Source organism: Chryseobacterium vietnamense (assembly GCF_031454475.1).
Taxonomy (GTDB): domain Bacteria; phylum Bacteroidota; class Bacteroidia; order Flavobacteriales; family Weeksellaceae; genus Chryseobacterium; species Chryseobacterium vietnamense.
Genome location: NZ_JAVDQX010000001.1, coordinates 754315 through 772703, shown reverse-complemented (window position 1 = coordinate 772703; position 18389 = coordinate 754315). Strand labels below are relative to the sequence as shown.

General features: G+C 36.8%; 16 protein-coding genes. 11 read left to right on the top strand and 5 right to left on the bottom strand.

Annotated elements, in window-relative coordinates:
- Positions 1-11: 11 nt before the first annotated feature.
- Together rsmG and J2786_RS03455 are read right to left on the bottom strand one after the other, a co-directional pair.
- Complete coding sequence (gene rsmG, locus J2786_RS03460) at positions 12-647, bottom strand: 16S rRNA (guanine(527)-N(7))-methyltransferase RsmG (protein ID WP_047431370.1); 636 nt, start codon at positions 645-647, stop codon at positions 12-14.
- Between the two features lie 98 nt (positions 648-745).
- On the bottom strand, positions 746-2083 hold the full coding sequence (locus J2786_RS03455) for a M20/M25/M40 family metallo-hydrolase (protein WP_047431373.1): 1338 nt from the start codon (positions 2081-2083) through the stop codon (positions 746-748).
- Between the two features lie 239 nt (positions 2084-2322).
- On the opposite strand from J2786_RS03455, the gene J2786_RS03450 reads away from it, so the two are divergent.
- The 5 genes from J2786_RS03450 to J2786_RS03430 all read left to right on the top strand — a co-directional run bounded on the left by J2786_RS03450 (position 2323) and on the right by J2786_RS03430 (position 7940).
- Positions 2323-3516, top strand: a complete 1194-nt coding sequence (locus tag J2786_RS03450) for a pyridoxal phosphate-dependent aminotransferase (protein ID WP_047431375.1) — start codon at positions 2323-2325, stop codon at positions 3514-3516.
- A gap of 33 nt (positions 3517-3549) precedes the next feature.
- On the top strand, positions 3550-6489 hold the full coding sequence (locus J2786_RS03445) for a M16 family metallopeptidase (protein ID WP_047431378.1): 2940 nt from the start codon (positions 3550-3552) through the stop codon (positions 6487-6489).
- A gap of 148 nt (positions 6490-6637) precedes the next feature.
- Entirely contained in the window at positions 6638-7270 is a 633-nt protein-coding gene (locus J2786_RS03440; RefSeq protein ID WP_034698496.1) for a peroxiredoxin, read from the top strand.
- Positions 7271-7383: 113 nt separating this feature from the next.
- Positions 7384-7692: a thioredoxin family protein gene (locus J2786_RS03435; protein ID WP_034698499.1), complete on the top strand. Its 309-nt coding sequence runs from the start codon at positions 7384-7386 to the stop codon at positions 7690-7692.
- The gene (locus J2786_RS03430) at positions 7692-7940 is read left to right on the top strand and encodes a DUF6952 family protein (protein WP_002980002.1); all 249 of its coding nucleotides are present in this window, start codon (positions 7692-7694) and stop codon (positions 7938-7940) included. The genes J2786_RS03435 and J2786_RS03430 overlap by 1 nt, the downstream gene beginning before the upstream one ends.
- 1471 nt (positions 7941-9411) lie before the next feature.
- On the opposite strand, the gene J2786_RS03425 is transcribed toward J2786_RS03430, so the two are convergent.
- The 3 genes from J2786_RS03425 to J2786_RS03415 are packed head-to-tail and all read right to left on the bottom strand — an operon-like array spanning position 9412 to position 11658.
- Complete coding sequence (locus J2786_RS03425) at positions 9412-10101, bottom strand: Bax inhibitor-1/YccA family protein (protein ID WP_047431380.1); 690 nt, start codon at positions 10099-10101, stop codon at positions 9412-9414.
- 37 nt (positions 10102-10138) lie between these two features.
- Positions 10139-10576: a peptidylprolyl isomerase gene (locus J2786_RS03420; RefSeq protein ID WP_310023984.1), complete on the bottom strand. Its 438-nt coding sequence runs from the start codon at positions 10574-10576 to the stop codon at positions 10139-10141.
- Positions 10577-10623: 47 nt separating this feature from the next.
- On the bottom strand, positions 10624-11658 hold the full coding sequence (locus J2786_RS03415; protein WP_047431386.1) for an acyl-CoA reductase: 1035 nt from the start codon (positions 11656-11658) through the stop codon (positions 10624-10626).
- 59 nt (positions 11659-11717) lie between these two features.
- Here J2786_RS03415 and J2786_RS03410 point away from each other — a divergent pair, with 59 nt between their 5' ends.
- The 6 genes from J2786_RS03410 to J2786_RS03385 all read left to right on the top strand — a co-directional run bounded on the left by J2786_RS03410 (position 11718) and on the right by J2786_RS03385 (position 18388).
- The gene (locus J2786_RS03410; RefSeq protein ID WP_034698512.1) at positions 11718-12068 is read left to right on the top strand and encodes a 4Fe-4S binding protein; all 351 of its coding nucleotides are present in this window, start codon (positions 11718-11720) and stop codon (positions 12066-12068) included.
- A 111-nt stretch (positions 12069-12179) separates the two neighbouring features.
- The gene (serC, locus tag J2786_RS03405; protein ID WP_047431391.1) at positions 12180-13244 is read left to right on the top strand and encodes a 3-phosphoserine/phosphohydroxythreonine transaminase; all 1065 of its coding nucleotides are present in this window, start codon (positions 12180-12182) and stop codon (positions 13242-13244) included.
- 112 nt (positions 13245-13356) lie between these two features.
- On the top strand, positions 13357-14322 hold the full coding sequence (locus J2786_RS03400; protein ID WP_047431393.1) for a D-2-hydroxyacid dehydrogenase: 966 nt from the start codon (positions 13357-13359) through the stop codon (positions 14320-14322).
- Positions 14323-14324: 2 nt separating this feature from the next.
- Positions 14325-15569: a DUF1015 domain-containing protein gene (locus tag J2786_RS03395; RefSeq protein WP_047431396.1), complete on the top strand. Its 1245-nt coding sequence runs from the start codon at positions 14325-14327 to the stop codon at positions 15567-15569.
- A gap of 54 nt (positions 15570-15623) precedes the next feature.
- The gene (locus tag J2786_RS03390; RefSeq protein ID WP_047431399.1) at positions 15624-17027 is read left to right on the top strand and encodes a M28 family peptidase; all 1404 of its coding nucleotides are present in this window, start codon (positions 15624-15626) and stop codon (positions 17025-17027) included.
- 2 nt (positions 17028-17029) lie between these two features.
- Positions 17030-18388: a M20/M25/M40 family metallo-hydrolase gene (locus J2786_RS03385; protein ID WP_310023978.1), complete on the top strand. Its 1359-nt coding sequence runs from the start codon at positions 17030-17032 to the stop codon at positions 18386-18388.
- Position 18389 lies beyond the last annotated feature (1 nt).

Sequence of the window (18389 nt, the reverse complement as noted above, 5' to 3'; positions counted from 1 at the left end):
TTACATAAAAATCAGGAATTAAAATTACCTTTTGATACATAAACTACTTTCTTAGTATCAAAAAATTCTTCATCAAAATAGTGTTTGAGATTAAAAATTTCACATTTAAGTCCGGCAAGCTCTTCAGCAAGATCACCGCCTTTCAAATATAAAATTCCGTTATGTTTTGGATTAAACTGTTCTTTTTCAAACTTCCCTTTCAGCCATCTTAAAAATTCAGGCATTTGGGTTACCGCTCTGCTGACCACAAAATGGAATTTTTCTTTCAGCTTTTCTGCTCTTCCATGGATAGCCGTCACATTGGTTAATCCTACTCCTTCTGATACAGCCTGTACCACACTGATTTTCTTACCGATGGAATCAATCAGGGTAAATTCTGTTTCAGGAAACAGGATCGCCAAAGGAATTCCCGGAAAACCACCGCCGGTTCCGATATCCAAAACCTTGGTTCCCGGTGCAAATTCCATCACTTTTGCAATTCCCAAAGAATGCAGAATGTGCTTTTCATACAGGGATTCCATATCTTTTCTGGAAATTACATTGATCTTTTCATTCCATTCATTGTACAGATTTTCCAGTTTTGAAAACTGTTCTTTCTGTTTTTCAGTAAGATCCGGGAAATATTTTAATAGTAACGATGCAGACATGTGAATTATTATAAAGCGCAAAAATAAGTTTTATTTCTCTTGTATTCAAATCTACTTTTTCTGATCAGGCTGTAAGTTCTGGTTTTCAGCAAAATCCATCATTTTGCAATTCCCGGTATAACAGGTACACTCAGATTTCCTGATGAATTCACGCTCTGTACAGCAAAAATATAATTGTCTTTCGAAAGCGGAACCTTCATAGAAAGCTCCGTTGTAAACATTTTTTTCTGCCACACCGGACTGTCCGTTTCCCTTGCCAGCACATAATAACCTGCCGGTATTCCGGATTTTGGTTTTTCCCAATGTAAAGTTGTTGAATTTGTCAGCTCTTTCACATCCATTTCAACTTTCTCCGGTTTTGAAGTAGATTTTGCAAGACTTGCCAATACGGCAATATTGGCTGCAACATTTTTTTTCAGATATTTAAAATCGATAAACTCGGGAAGATCACCGTACTGCTTACCGTTTTCAATTCTTATGTCCTGATGCTGATGATCATAATTTTCATAATATTCAGTCAGTCTTACAGAAGGAAATCCGTTATTCACAAAGCTGGTATGATCTCCTCCCCGCAAGAACCTGTCATTTCTGTAAATCAGTTTGATTTCCAATCCTTTTACATATTGCTCTGTAATTTCTTTGATATAACGGGCCAGCTGTCTGGACTCACTATCGTTTTCAAAACCAAGATTTCTGATTGTCATCGCTTTTTTATCCAGATCTTTGTAAGGCAGACCTTCGCTGAATACACGAAGTACACGGTTGTTGACCTCCCCCGTTTCTCCTGCCTTGGGATTGCCGATCATGTCATTATTCAGAACCGCTTCCAATTGCCAGTTTTCTTTTTTGACTTTTTCAGCCAATTGTTTAGAACCCAGCAATGATTGTTCTTCTCCGGAAAAGGCCACAAAAATAACAGAGGCCGAAAATGAAGATTTGCTCAATATTCTGGCCGATTCTATCACAGCACTTACACCACTGCCATCATCATTAGCACCAGGCGCTTTGGAAGTTCTGTTCATTACATCAGTAACTCTTGAATCGAGATGTCCTCCGATCAGGAAAACTCTCTTGTCGTTTGGATCTGTTCCTTTCAGAAAAGCAACAGCATTGCCAAGATTTACCGCTTTATCAATTCGTTTTCCATCCGGCTGAAGATCTTCCTGCTGAAGATACACCTCCATTCTGCCGCCGGAATTTTTAGCATAATCACTGAATTTTCTGATCACCCAGTTCCTTGCTGCACCTATTCCGTTCTTTGGATCATCTATCGAACTTAAGGTATGTCTGGTTTCAAAGCTTACCAACTTTCCGATGTATGATTTCAATGAATCCTCATTCACCTGTGAGACATATCTTTTCACTTCATCATCTTTTGAATGCCTTTGGGAGAACAGAGAACACGAAATCAGCAATAAAAAAACAGAATATTTCATAGGACAGATCTTAGATGGTTAAAGATACAAAACACTAAGCTTCAGAAGGACTTTTTTTATTATTTATGACCTCCTGTTCAGATTACTTTTATTTAACTACACCTATTTACTAAGAAATTGAATAAGTTTCCAACATCGGAATTTTGTCAAAACCTGACAAAAATCTTTAAAGTACCCTTATTTTTATTACCTCCAAAAGACGTTTTTATTATATATTTGTTAAAATTCAAAAAAATACAATGGATAAACTTTCAGATAGAGTAAAAAGATTAGGATACTCCCAGACATTTGTAATGTCTAACAAAGCCAGAGAAATGAAAGCCAGCGGAATAGATGTGATCAGCTTAACTCTTGGCGAACCGGATTTCGATGTTCCGGAAAACATCAAACAGGCAGCATTCGATGCCATTAATCAAAACTACAGCCACTACTCTCCTGTTCCCGGATTTCTGGAACTGCGTGAGGCTATTGCATATAAATTAAAAAGAGATAATAATCTGGAATACAAACCTACTCAGATCTGTGTTTCCAATGGAGCTAAGCAGGCCATTATCAATGTTCTGGCAGCTATTATCAATGATGGTGATGAAGTTCTTCTTCCTGCACCTTACTGGGTAAGCTATGATGAAATGGTAAAAATGATGGGCGGAACATCTGTAATGCTTCCTACCTCTTATGTTACTGATTTCAAAGTGACTGCAGAACAGCTTGAAGAAGCTATTACAGAGAAAACCAAAGCAGTCCTTTTCAGCTCACCGTGTAATCCGTCAGGAGGATATTATACTTATGACGAATTAAAATCTATCGCCAGAGTAATTGCCAAATATCCACAGATAACAATAATTTCTGATGAGATTTATGAGTATATCAATTATGAAACTAATACCACTTCGATTGCTCAGTTTCCGGAAGTTTATGAACAGACAGCTGTAATCAACGGAATGTCAAAAGCATTTGCTATGACCGGATGGAGAATCGGGTATTCTGCATGTCCGGAATGGCTGGCAAAAGCATGTGAAAAAGTACAGGGACAGATGACCAGCGGGGCTAATACGGTAGCACAAAGAGCTTCTATTGTTGCCCTGAAAACAGATCCTTCCGAATACAGATACATGATTGATGCTTTCAAAAAAAGAAGAGATCTTGTCTATGAACTGATCAAAGAAATTCCAGGATTCAAAGTGGTCCTTCCAAAGGCTGCCTTCTATTTCTTCCCGGATATTTCGTATTACATTGGAAAAACACTTGATGGAACAGAAATTAAAAACTCTGACGACTTTGCTATGTTCCTTCTGGAAAATGCTCATGTTGGATGTGTAGGTGGATTCTCTTTTGGAAGTCCGGAATGCATCAGGTTCTCCTATGCTGCTTCTGAGGACGATTTAAGAGAAGCAATGAAACGAATTAAAGACTTATTGGAGAAATTCAATTAATAAATTAATAACCCAAAATAAAACATAACAGCAATGAATCTGTTAAAAAAACTAACCATCGCTACAAGTATTGCTGCTGCAAGTTTCGCAGGATATGCTTTTGGCCAGGATTTCCAATGGAAAGAGGCTACTTCCAATGGCTACAAGTACAAATACGTAACCAATGACCCTACTTCTGCAAGGTATTACACTTTAAAAAACGGACTAACGGTTATTTTAAGTCCTACGAATAAGGATCCAAGAATACAAACGTATATCGCAACAAAAGCAGGAAGTAAAACCGATCCTGCAGATCACACCGGTCTTGCTCATTATCTGGAGCACATGCTTTTCAAAGGGACGAATCAGTTTGGTTCTAAAGACTGGGCAAAAGAAAAACCTATGTTAGATCAGATTGATGCTCTTTACGAAAAGTACAATCAGACCAAGGATGAGGCCAAAAGAAAAGAAATCTATAAAGAAATAGACAGGGTTTCCGGAGAGGCAGCAAAATTTGCAATCGCAAATGAATACGATAAAATGATGGCGGGTATGGGAGCTGATGGAACTAACGCCTTCACTTCTTTTGAACAGACCGTATATACAGAAGATGTACCTTCCAATGTTCTCGACAAATTCCTTGCTGTACAGGCTGAAAGATTCAGAGAACCGGTTCTGAGACTTTTCCACACAGAGCTTGAAGCGGTATATGAAGAAAAAAACAGATCTCTTGATGATGACGGAGATAAAGTTTTCGATACCATGTTTGCCAACCTTTTCCCTAATAACAATTACGGAAAGCAAACCACCATCGGAACCATTGAACACCTGAAAAACCCTTCTCTACACGCTATCAGAGAATATTATAACAATTATTACGTTCCGAATAACATGGGAATTATCATGTCCGGAGATTTTAATCCGGATGAAGTGATTGCAAAAATTGATAAGGCTTTCTCTTATATGAAGCCTAAAGCCGTTCCCGAATATAAAGTCGGGCAGGAAAAACCTATCACCTCTCCGGTTGTAAAAGAAGTAGTAGGACCGAATCCTGAAAACGTAATGCTTGGTTTCAGATTTCCGGGAGCTTCCACCAAAGATGCCAGAATGCTGAATCTTGTTGGAAATATGCTTACCAACGGACAGGCAGGATTGATTGATCTTGATCTGGTAAAAAAACAGAAGCTGCTGGGTGCTACTGCCGGAGCATATGCCTTGAAGGATTATTCCGTTCTGCTTTTACAGGGTAAACCCACTGAAGGACAGTCTCTGGATGAAGTGAAAAATCTTCTTCTTCAGGAAATTGATAAATTAAGAAAAGGAGACTTCTCTGATGATCTTATTCAGTCTATCGTCAACAATGAGAAGAAAGGTATTATTCAGAAAGATGAAAAATATTCTTCAAGAGCAAGCATCCTGATGGATGAATTCACTTCGGAGGTTGACCACAAAGCATCGCTTGAGTATGTTGATGAGATTTCAAAACTGACGAAAAAAGATATTATGGATTTCGTATCCAAATACCTTCAGAATAATAATTACGTTGCAGTTTACAAAAGAAAAGGTGAAGATAAGAGCATTGTAAAAGTTGATAAGCCAACCATTACTCCGGTTTCCGTTAACAGAGAAGACCAGTCTCCTTTCCTTAAAAAGATTGATGAAATGCCAGAAAACCCTATCGCTCCGGTATGGTTGAATTATGACAAAGATATTGCTAAAAACAAATTGGCTGCTGTAGATGTACTTTCTGTAAAAAATACAGACAACGCTTTGTTCAGAATGTATTATCACTTTGATTCAGGAAAATGGAATAACAAAATCCTTCCATTGGCGGCAGAATATCTTCAGTACTTAGGAACGAAAGACAAATCTTCGGAAATCATCAGTAAGGAATTCTATAAACTTGCCTCAAGCTTCAATGTGAGTGCAGGAAACGAGGAAACTTACGTATCACTGGAAGGTTTGAATGAAAACTTTGATAAAACCATTTCTTTATTTGAAGATTTGATTAAAAACTGTCAGGCAGATCAGGCTGCTCTTGATGCTTATAAAACAAGGCTGAAAAAAGCGAGAGCCAATGCAAAACAGAATAAAGGAGTCATTATGGCCGGATTGAGAAGTTATGCTCAATATGGTGCTCAGAATCCTTTCAACAATGTACTGAGCGATGCTGAACTTGATGCCTTAAAAGCAGAAGACCTGATCAATGTTCTTCATGATCTGTTCAATTTCAAACATAAAGTACTGTATTACGGACCAAAATCAGGAAATGAAGTGGTAGCAGCTTTGAAACCTATCCACAAACTTCCTGCCACCCTGAAAGATCTTCCTAAATCAAAAACTTTCGCTCAGATCCCGACTGATAAGAACAAAGTATTGTTTGCTCATTATGACATGGTACAGGCTGAAGTGTTCTGGGTAAGAAATTCTGACCAATACAATCCTTCTACGACTCCAACAGTAAGTTTATTCAACAACTATTTCGGAGGCGGAATGGGATCTATCGTTTTCCAGACCATCAGAGAATCCAAAGCGCTGGCTTATTCTACGTATTCTTATTTTGCACTTCCAAGCAAGAAAACAGATAAGGACATGATTATGGCTTATGTAGGAACACAAGCGGACAAATTCAATGAGTCTACAACGGCTATGAATGAGCTTTTAACTACCCTTCCAAAGTCTGAGCAGTTATTCGAAACAGCGAAAAGCGGATTGAAAAAATCAATTGCTTCTGAAAGAATTACTCAGGACGGAATCATCTTCTCTTATCTGAAATCTCAAAAGCTTGGAAACAACTTTGATATGAGAAAGAATGTTTATGAACAGGCTCCTAAATTGTCTTTTACAGACATCAATTCTTTCCATGATAAGGAAATGAAGAACAAAAACTACACCTACTGTCTTGTTGCCTCTCAAGATAAAGTGAATGAAGCTGATATGAATAAATTAGGCGAAGTAAAAAAACTTAATTTAACTGAAATATTTGGTTATTAAAATAAACAAAAAGCCCTGTTCTCAGGGCTTTTTTATTTAACAACGCACCAAAAACAATTATAGATTTTATTTATCGATTTTAGTTTGTTCGATAGACAGATCTTTTATATATTTGCATAAGAAATTTAAATATAAAAACAGAAAAATTATGTCTTTAGTAGGAAAAAAATTCCCAAATTTAACAATTGACGCAATGTCTGAGATGGGTGACGATTTAAGAATCAACATCCTTGATGAAGCAGTAAACAACCAGCAAAAAGTTCTTTTATTCTGGTACCCTAAAGATTTCACTTTCGTATGTCCAACTGAGCTTCACGCTTTTCAGGAGGCTTTAGGTGAGTTCGAAAAAAGAAACACTAAAGTAATCGGTGCATCTTGTGATACTAACGAAGTACACTTCGCTTGGTTGAACACACCAAAAGATAACGGAGGAATTGAAGGAGTAACTTACCCACTTTTAGCTGATACTCACAGACAATTGGCTAACACGTTGGGAATTGTTGATCAGGATTTCGAATATGATGAAGATGGAAACGAAGTTTTCACAGGTTCTAACGTAACTTACAGAGCAACTTACCTTATCGACGAAACTGGAAAAATCTTCCACGAAGCGGTAAACGATATGCCTCTTGGTAGAAACGTAAAAGAATTCTTAAGATTAATCGACGCTTACACCCACGTACAAAAGCACGGTGAAGTATGTCCTGCAAACTGGGAAGAAGGAAAAGACGCTATGAAAGCTGACAGAACTTCTACAGCAGAATACTTAGCGAAGAACTAATATAATGTGCTAATTTGAAAATGAGATAATTGGAGAATTATCAAAAATTATCTCATTTTCTTCTTTACAAAGCATTAGTACATTTCAAATTAACAAATTTTCAAATTACAATCATGTACACAGAATTAACCGAAGATACATTACAAAATATAGTTAACGACAACGAAAAAGTAGTTGTTCAATATGGCGCAACATGGTGCGGAAACTGCAGAATCATGAAGCCGAAATTTAAAAAATTAGCATCTGAAAATGATTCTATTCCATTTTTGTATGTAGATGCTGAAAAGCTTCCTGAAAGCAGAAAATTAGCAAAAGTAGACAACTTACCTACTTTCGCCATCTTTAAAAATGGAGAATTGGTCAACCAGGTTCAATCTAACCAGGCAGAAAGTTTAATTAACCTTTTTAACGAATTAGCATAATGAAATTACCCGTAATCAGACAGTTTTATCAGAATCAGACTCCTGAAAACCTTGAAAAAACATTGGAAGTACTGGAAAGTTTCTGTGAATTCAGAGGAACAAGTGAAGAAGATCTTAATGTTGCAGGAGAATTAATCACCAACATCTGCGGAGCTTTGGAAGTTCACGCTAATGTACAGAACGGAATGAGCGAAAAAGATGCTTTAAACTCTTTTGCTCAGAAGGTTTTAGGATCAATCGACAAATAATATCTTGCGATTATTCTGATCAAAAGATTAAAAAAACACAATATACAATACCTGAGGTTTTCCTCATTACTATACTTTTTTCTATTCTTTAGAATCTTTATTTCAACTGTAAAATGTACTTCAGAGGACTGTAACCGGTCACATGAGGCTGGAAGTTGTATGAAAAATTGTAAAGAATAACCAATTAAAATCCGGGTGATATTTTCATCAGGATTTTTTGGGTTTTGGTTTAAACCACTAATAACACAAATGTTTTTGCACAAATTTCACAAATAAATATATACAATCATCTGTGTCAATCTGTGAAATCCGTGGTTAAAAAATATTTCTAAAATTATTATAAGTTTCGGCTAAAGCCATTGGAAAAGATTCATTTAAAGTCAAACGGGCTTCCTTCGTCTAGGCTCAGGATTACTTCCCGTTCCTATTGATATTATTAAATTGTGTTTATTCGTCAAAACATTAGTGACATTTGTGTTTAATTTTTAAACACAAGTAACACAAATATCCCTTCACAAATAAATATATACAATCATCCGTGTCAATCTGTGAAATCCGTGGTTAAAAAATATTTCTAAAATTATTATAAGTTTCGGCTAAAGCCATTGGAAAAGATTTATTTAAAGTCAAACGGGCTTCCTTCGTCTAGGCTCAGGATTACTTCCCGTCCCTACTGATATTATTGAAGTCGTGTTATTCGTGAAATCATTCTTGCAATTAGTGTTTAATTTTTAAACACAAGTAACACAAATATCCCTTCACAAATAACACAAATAAATATATACAATCATCCGTGTCAATCTGTGAAATCCGTGGTTAAAAAAATATTTCTAAAATTATTATAAGTTTCGGCTAAAGCCATTGGAAAAGATTTATTTAAAGTCAAACGGGCTTCCTTCGTCTAGGCTCAGGATTACTTCCCGTTCCTATTGATATTATTAAATTGTGTTTATTCATCAAAACATTAGTGACATTTGTGTTTAATTTTTAAACACAAGTAACACAAATATCCCTTCACAAATAACACAAATAAATATACACAATCATCCGTGTCAATCTGTGAAATCCGTGGTTAAAAAATATTTCTAAAATTATTATAAGTTTCGGCTAAAGCCATTGGAAAAGATTCATTTAAAGTCAAACGGGCTTCCTTCGTCTAGGCTCAGGATTACTTCCCGTTCCTACTGATATTATTGAAGTCGTGTTATTCGTGAAATCATTCTTGCAATTAGTGTTTAATTTTTAAACACAAGTAACACAAATATCCCTTCACAAATAAATATACACAATCATCCGTGTCAATCTGTGAAATCTGTGGGATATTCATAAGTTTCTGCAAAATATTCGTTCCTATTTACATCATTAAATTGTGCTTATTTGTGAAACCATTAGTGCAATTTGTGTTAAAAAAAGAAATCCCGATGAAGAATCACCGGGACTATATTTTAAAAAGATAAAATCTAATGATCAATTAGTTTCTTCTGCTCATCAGAATACTTAGAATATACCAGAATAAAAGCATAATCGAAGCAAAAAGCTGCAATGCTGCCCCTACATATTGGTTAGTTCCATAAGAGTCTTTTAATTTGCTTGTCTGATACAGAATGGTAGCTGATGCTAAAATCACCATTCCAACTGAGAACCACAATCCAAGGTTAAAACCAAAGATCATTCCTCCCACAATAAGTCCAATGGAAATAAATCCACCGATTACAATGATGTTTCTTAAGAAGGAAAAATCTCTTTTAGAAGTGAATGCCACTGCGGAGATACCAGCAAACATCGCAATCGTTAAAGTAGCCGCCTGGAAGATTACGTTTGAGCCACCTGTCATATTGGTTGCAATAAAAAGCAGAGGCAAAAAGATAATTGCTTCCAATAAAATATAAAATCCTAATCCCAGATACTGAGTAGATTTACTTTGTGAAAGTGACCATTTGGAGGCTAAAACAGAAGCCAGCCAGAAGACCCCGATAATCAGCAGCCAGATATATCTCTGTGCAAACATCATTGCAATAAGCTCTGCCGGAACAGTTTTTAATAATATCGTTTCAACTCCAATAAATGCAAGAATAGATAATGCAACATGCAAATACGTCTTCTTGTAAAAATTCGCCTTCTCCACGTCCGAAGAATGAGCGACTAAAACATCTGTCATCATAGTTAATATTTTTTAGTTAATCGAAAATACATTTGATCTATTTCGCTGGCAGCACACCCAGAATTTTACCATCATCCTCAAATACAGCGGTAATAGCCTCTTTCGAAGATGACTCTCCCGCATATTTATATTTGATACTTGGATGATTGGTGCCATCCATCGTTTTATAATATCCTGCTTTTAAGATTTCAAGCTTTTTATTCGGATCAATACCCTCTTTGACTTTTTTAAGAACATCATCCGTAACAATTTCCTTCACTTTTTCAGAAAGTAATCCATCAATGGTTGTACGGTCGGAAGCCTGTAAAGCCTCAACAAACTTAAGGAAGTTATCGTTATATAAACTAAGCTTCTCCTTGCTTATACTAGCCTGCTGCTCTTTTTTGGGACTGCTTTCAACCTTTGCACCTGTTACTTTCTGTGCAAAAATCAACTGTCCGCCCACAAGAGCAAGTCCCAGCAATAATTTTTTCATAGTATTCATTTTTGTTCTGGTGAAATAAGTGATGGAAGATACGAAAATCAGACCAGTTCTAAAAATTTCATTGTATCCACATTATCTGCATAGGTATCAAGCCCCGGATTTTGTGCTTCTCCAAACGGAATTGCATCAAACCCTACCTCTTCTTTTGCAACGACACACTGAATATTTTCCTCATTTTCAGCGATGAAAGTTTTTACATCATCCAATGATTCATATCTGCTGAAATTGATTACAGAAAGTGGACTGAACAGTTTGTCATCCTCTTTAAGCATTACAAAATTATTATCCCAGAATTTATCCTGATTTAAAAGATAAACGGCTCTGTTATAATCATAATTGTTGGCATATTTATTATGATTGATAATATCCTGGAATCCTAGAAAGTTTTCAAACAATCTGTCAATAACAAAATCCTGCGGAATGAAAATTCTCGTCACATTTCTGCATCCTAATCCAAAATACTGGAAAATATCTTTTGCCAGAAGCTGCAGTTCTTCATCCGTTTCATCTCCCTTCAACACCGCCACAGAAGTTCTGTTCTTACGAATAATATTTAAATGATTTTTAAAATAATATTCTAGATATCTTGCCGTATTATTACTTCCGGTAGCAATAACTGCATCAAAATTCTCTAATTTTTCAACAAATTCAAAAGCTACATTCTCATTGGAAAACTCATTCCACTTCTTTAATAAAAACGGAATCATATACTTATCCTTTGAAGACAGCTTAATGACAGGAATGTGATTGCTTAAAACAACAGACATGACATCATGAAATCCTACCAAAGGGATATTTCCGGCTAAAATAAGTCCAACTCTTTTAGAAATTTTAGAGATTGAATAATTTCCAAGCCAGTTTTTGATATTTTCTTCAGTCAGAAGATCTGTCCATTGCTGCAAAGCAAATTTCTGATTATCAATAGTAAACCATGGATTCTCTATTTCAGATCTTTTTAATAATAATTCAATATCAGAATCATCTTCATTGTGATCCTCTGGTTTCTTCGCTAAAAACGCTTTTATATAACCACTTAATTTAATAAGTCCTAAAACTTGATTTTCGGTATTCATAATTACTTTAAAATTGGGTAAAATTTTGTAATTTTGTGCAAATTTAAAAAAAATTAGCGATGGCTATTAAAATAACTGATGAATGCATTAACTGTGGGGCTTGCGAACCGGAATGCCCAAACAATGCAATATATGAAGGAGCTGTAGATTGGAAAGCTTCTGACGGTACGGCTCTTCAAGGTACTATTACGATGCCGTCAGGACTTACTGTAGATGCCAATTCACCACAGGAACCCGTAAGTGATGATGTATACTTCATTGTAACAGATAAATGTACAGAATGTAAAGGATTCCACGAAGAACCTCAGTGTGCAGCTGTATGCCCTGTAGACTGCTGTGTGCCTGATGAAGATCACGTAGAATCTGAAGAAGCTCTTCTTAATAAAAAAGCATTCTTACACGGCGAATAAAAAAATTCCGTCTCATGATCTGTGAGGCGGCTTTTTTTAACCCAAAATCCAATTAAATCAAAATAAAGCAGAAGGATATTTCAATTCCCGAAGCACCCAAAAAATAAAAATATGAACAAAAAGCACAACTTCAGCGCAGGACCATGTATTTTACCACAAGAGGTTTTTGAAAAATCAGCACAGGCTATCCTTGACTTTAACGGTATTGGATTATCTCTTCTTGAAATCTCCCACAGAAGTAAGGATTTCGTTGCGGTAATGGACGAAGCGCGTGCCATTGTAAAAAGATTGATGAATCTTGGTGATGATTATGAAGTACTTTATTTAGGAGGTGGTGCCAGCCTGCAGTTTGCAATGGTTCCTTACAACCTGATGAAAGTAGGAGGAAAAGCAGCTTACCTGGATACGGGAACTTGGGCGGCCGGAGCCATTAAAGAAGCAAAAAAAGTAGGAACAGTAGAGGTAGTAGGTTCTTCAAAAGAAGAAAACTATTCTTTTATTCCTAAAGATTATACGGTAGGTGCAGAATACGATTATTTCCACTGTACTTCCAACAACACCATTTATGGAACTCAAATGAAATCTTTCCCGGAAGTGGATACACTGATGGTATGTGATATGAGTTCTGATATTTTCTCAAGACAACTTGATTTTTCTAAATTTGACCTGATCTACGCCGGTGCTCAGAAGAATATGGGACCTGCAGGAGTTACTTTAGTGGTTATCAAAAAAGAAATCCTTGGTAAAACAGGAAGAGAAAATATGTTTTCTATCCTCGATTACTCTCAGCATATTGCTAAAGAATCTATGTACAATACACCACCGGTATTCCCTGTATATGCTTCTTTACTTACCCTTCAGTATCTTGAAAGAAATGGAGGAATTGCGGCTGCAGAACAGAGAAACGAAGCTAAGGCAAAACTTTTATATGAAGAAATCGACAGCAATCCGTTATTCGAAACGTTCTGCGTAAAAGAAGACCGTTCATTGATGAATGTTTCTTTCAAAATTACAGACGAAAGCAAAAAAGAAGAATTTGACAATGCATGGAAAGCGGCAGGAATCAGTGGATTAAACGGACACAGAAGCTTAGGCGGGTACAGAGCTAGTTTATACAATGCTTTACCTATCGAAAGTGTACAGGTTTTGGTGGATGTAATGAAGTCAATAAAATAGCTTATATTAGGCGACCGAAAAAATAAAAAGATATCAGACAACAGATGTCGGATAACAGACCTCAAAATCTAGCTTCTGACATCTTCAATCTAACATCTGTAATAAAATACTCATGAAAGTTTTAGCAAACGACGGAATTTCAAAAGCAGGAGAAAATACCCTAAGAGAAGCCGGAATTAATATTCTGGACAATAGAGTGGCTCAGGATCACGTTATTAATTTTATCAACGATAATAATGTGGATGTTCTTCTGGTAAGAAGTGCAACGAAAGTGAGACAGGATCTGATTGATGCATGCCCTGGCCTTAAAATCATTGGAAGAGGCGGTATCGGAATGGACAATATTGATGTAGAATATGCCAAAAGTAAAGGCATCAAGATAATCAATACCCCTACAGCATCTTCAAAATCAGTGGCAGAATTGGTTTTCGGACACTTCATTTCACTGGCAAGATTCCTTCACGAATCTAACAGACTGATGCCTCTGGAAGGAGAAACTCACTTCAATGCCATGAAAAAGTCATTCAGTAATGCGTATGAACTTTCAGGAAAAACATTAGGAGTAATCGGCTTTGGAAGCATTGGCCAGGAAGTCATAAAGATAGGAATTGCTTTAGGAATGAAAGTAACCATTCTGACAAGAAGCCCGAAAACAGAAGTTCTTACACTGAACTTTTTCGACGGACAGTCTGTGAACTTTGAAATCACCTCTACCAATGATATGGATGCATTCCTTAAAGAGGCAGATTTCATCAGTATCAATACGCCGAAAACGAATGAGTATATCATAGATACCCCTCAGTTTGAAAAAATGAAAGACGGGGTCTATATTGTAAATACCGCAAGAGGAGGTGTCATCAATGAAGTGACCCTTATCGATTTTATAGAATCAGGAAAAGTTGCCGGAGCTGCATTGGATGTTTTTGAAAACGAACCCAACCCGGAACTGCCTTTACTGATGAACCCTGCATTATCACTTTCCCCTCACGTAGGCGGCAATACTGTGGATGCGCAAGAAAAAATCGGTATCGAACTTGCTGAACAAATTATTAAGCTACAAAAAGAAACTATAAGATAAATATGCCTGTTTTTAAACCTTTCCGTGGAATAAGACCTCATAGAGACTTTGAGAGTACTTTCCCTACCCATCCACTGGATAATTTCACCCAGGAAGAGATTGCAGAGAAAGCTCAAGTTGAAAATACTTACATCAATATGATTAAACCCTATGTTGTAAGTAAATCTAAAGATATTGACCGGAATCTGCGAAAGATCCGTTCTACATTTGAAGAACTTCTGGAAGAAAAGAAATTGGTCCAGGACAATTCAGCCTACTATCTTTATGAGCAGATCTACCCCAACAAGCAGATGTTCAGAGGACTTCTGGGATTGGCAAGTATTGAAGATTTCTGGAATGGAAAAATCAAGAGACATGAAAGTACCATTCCACAGAAAAAGGAAAAACTGGCCCACTACCTTGAAAAAGTAAACCTGCAGGCAGAACCAGTACTTCTTACCTACCCTGCCAATTCAAAAATTGAATTGCTGATGAACCATGAGGAAAAAAATGTTCCTATCTTCAATCATGTAGATTCTATGGGTATCAGACATAAAATCTGGAGAATAGACAACCGTCTGAAGCTGCAGCAGTTTAAAGAAGTGATTGATCAGATTGATTCGTTTTATATTGCTGACGGACACCACAGAATTGGTTCCACGGCAATCAACGCAAAATACCATAAGGAGAAAAATAAGAAACATAATGGTACAGAGCTTTACAACTTTGTATACAGTTTTATTGTTTCCAACCAGTCAATAAAGATTCATGACTACAACAGAATTTTACATGACCTGAATGGTATTTCACCGGCAGATTTCCTGAAAGAACTTGATAAATATTTTCTGATTCACGAAAAAGGAGAAGCATCCTACTACCCTTCTCAGAAATTCCATATCTCAATGTATATGGATGGAAAATTCTACTCTCTTCACGTAAAGCATGATCTTCGTTCCAAAGAAATGTCTCTGGATAATCTGGATCACCATCTTTTAGACAAGTATATTTTCAAAAGTATCCTTAAAATTGAAGATCCGGATAGCTCTGAACTTATTTCTTACGTAAAAGGAACTTCCAACATTAACGGAATCAATCTTTTAAAAGAAAAAGTAGACAACGGAGAAGGTAAGGTCGGTTTCGGAATTTATCCTGTAAGTTTTAATGATATGATTAAAATTTCAGATCTAAAATTAAGTATGCCTCCAAAATGTACATTTATTGAGCCGAAATTAATTACAGCCCTTTTAATGTACGATATGAAACCTTAATAAATTCCTATTTTTTCCCTACTTTTATCAACGGAAAAGATAAGTAAATAAAAAATGAAAAAAATATTCATTATACTTCCACTCTTTTTGAGTGGATTTTTATTTTCTCAAAAAAAACCACAAAAAAGCCCGGCAAAAAAAGGAACTGTTGCCAGATTCAATTATCATGATGAATTCAGAAAAATTTCAGATGAAATTATGACCAACGGCACTGCTTATGATAACCTCGGGGAACTTACCAAAAGAATTGGTCCACGGTTTAGTGCAACTCCCGGCTATACCAAAGCTGTAGAATGGGCAGAAAAAAAATTCAAGGAAATTGGTATTAATATGATCTGGAGACAGGAGGCCAAAGCACCTGTCTGGATCAGAGGAAAAGAATCTTTACAAATCAGATCCGGAAATGGAGATTGGAAAAACATCAGAATGCTTTCTTTTGGAAACTCGGAGGGAACAGGCGGAAAGGATCTGGTAGGGGAAATCGTTTTAATCAATTCCACCACAGAGCTTAATGCCATGTCAATAGGACAACTAAAAGACAAAATAGTTTTCGTAAATATTCCTATGGACCCGAAAATTATCAATACAAGCGATTCCTATTTGCAGACCGCAAAATCAAAATTAATTTCCGCCTCTGTAATTGCTAAAACAGGTGCAAAAGCATTAATTATAAGATCACTCACCACTGCTAATGACGATACTCCACATGCTAAGATGATTTATTACGAACCTGATGATAAAGTTAAAATTCCGGCATTATCAATTGGAGTAAGATCAGCAGATGAATTGGAAAAAACCTTAAAGAAACAAAAAGTCACAGCAAAAATCAACATGACCGCCGAATCTAAAGGCGACACTACAAATCCCAATATTATTGCTGAAATTGGCGGCAAAAAAGATTCTAAAGTAATTGTTTTAGGTGCCCAGCTTGATTCATGGGATATTGGTGAAGGGGCAGTGGATGACGGAACAGGAGTTGTGCAGTGTATCGAAGTGCTAAGAACGCTCAAAGCCCTTGGATATGAAAATAATCACACCATACGCGTCGTCTTGTATGCCAACAGCGAAAACGGAGGACAAGGCCGTGAGATGTATGCAGCGTACGTAAAAAAGAAAGACGAAAAACATGTATTTGCCTTAGGAACTGATGCCGGAGGATATTCTCCACGAGGATTCTCTTTAGATATGTCACCTCAAAGACGAAGACTGGTATATCCCTGGAAAGAATATTTTCTTCCGTATGGCGTTTATGACTTTGACCAGACAGAAGCTATTCAGGATATTTCACCTTTAAAAAAACTGGATATTCCTTTAGCAGAACTTGTAGTAGACACTCAGAGATATTTTGATTATCACCACTCTGAGCAGGATACTTTTGACAAAGTCAATAAACGGGAACTTCTTCTCGGAGCGGTTGCCATCACACAGATGATCTTTATGGTTGATAAAAACTGGTAACAATGAAAAAGATACTAAGAACTTCATTATTGCTTTTTGGACTGGCTGCTTTTGGGCAGTCTAAAGAAGATTCCATCCAGTTCAGAAAAATTTCCACTGAAATCCTGAACAACGGAAAAGGATACAATGAACTGAGAGAGCTTACCAAAACGATAGGCCACCGTTTAAGCGGATCTGAAGCCTATGAAAAATCGGTACAATGGGCAGCGCAGAAACTTCGTGATGCCGGAGCTGATAAAGTATGGCTTCAGGACGTGATGATTCCGGTCTGGGTAAGAGGAAAAGAATCTTTACACATCAGAACTTCTGCCGGAAATTGGAAAAGTATAAAAATGCTTTCCCTTGGAAACTCTGAGGGGACAGGAGGAAAAGATGTTTCCGGAGAAATCATCATGGTAAAATCGCTGGAAGAATATGACAAACTTCCTGCTGAAAAAGTGAAAGATAAAATTGTGTTTTTCAACTATTCTTTTGATCAGGGAAATGTGCAGACTTTTATTTCTTACCGCGATGCAAGCCCCTACCGAAGGACTACAGCTTCATTAACAGCTAAAAAAGGAGGAAAATTTGCCATCATCAGATCTCTTTCCTCTGCCTTAGACGATGTTCCCCATACTGGAAGCATGCGCTATGACGAAAACATTTCCAAAGTACCTGCCATAACAATTGGAAATACATCAGCCGATGAACTTGAAGCATTATTAAAAAAACAGAAAGTCACAGCAAAACTCAATTCAAACTGCGGAATGAAAGGCGAAAAACTTTCCCATTCTGTTATTGGGGAAATCACAGGTAAAAAAGACCAAAGCGTTATTGTTGTTGGTGGGCACCTCGACTCCTGGGATGTTGGTGAAGGTGCTCATGATGACGGAGCCGGAATTGTGCAGAGTATTGAGGTATTAAGAACTTTTAAAAAATTAGGAATTCGGAATAACCATACTATCCGCGCCGTCTGCTTTGCCAACGAAGAAAACGGAACGAAAGGCGGAAAACAGTATGGCAAAGTTGCCAAAGACAACAATGAGAAGCACATATTTGCTATAGAATCAGATGCCGCAGGTTTTTCACCGCGGGGAATTTCCCTTGAAATGGATGATACCCAAAGAAACCAGGTCAAAAGCTGGATCAACCTGTTTTTACCTTATGGAGTTTATAATTTTGAAGGTAAATATTCCGGATCCGATATTGCTCCGCTTCACGAAATGGGAGTTCCCACAGCTGAACTGGTGCCAGATTCACAACGCTATTTTGATATTCACCATACCGAAGAAGACACTTTTGAAAAAGTCAGCCGAAGAGAACTTTTACTGGGTTCTGCGGTAATGACACAACTTATTTATATGATTGACAAAAATTGGTAAA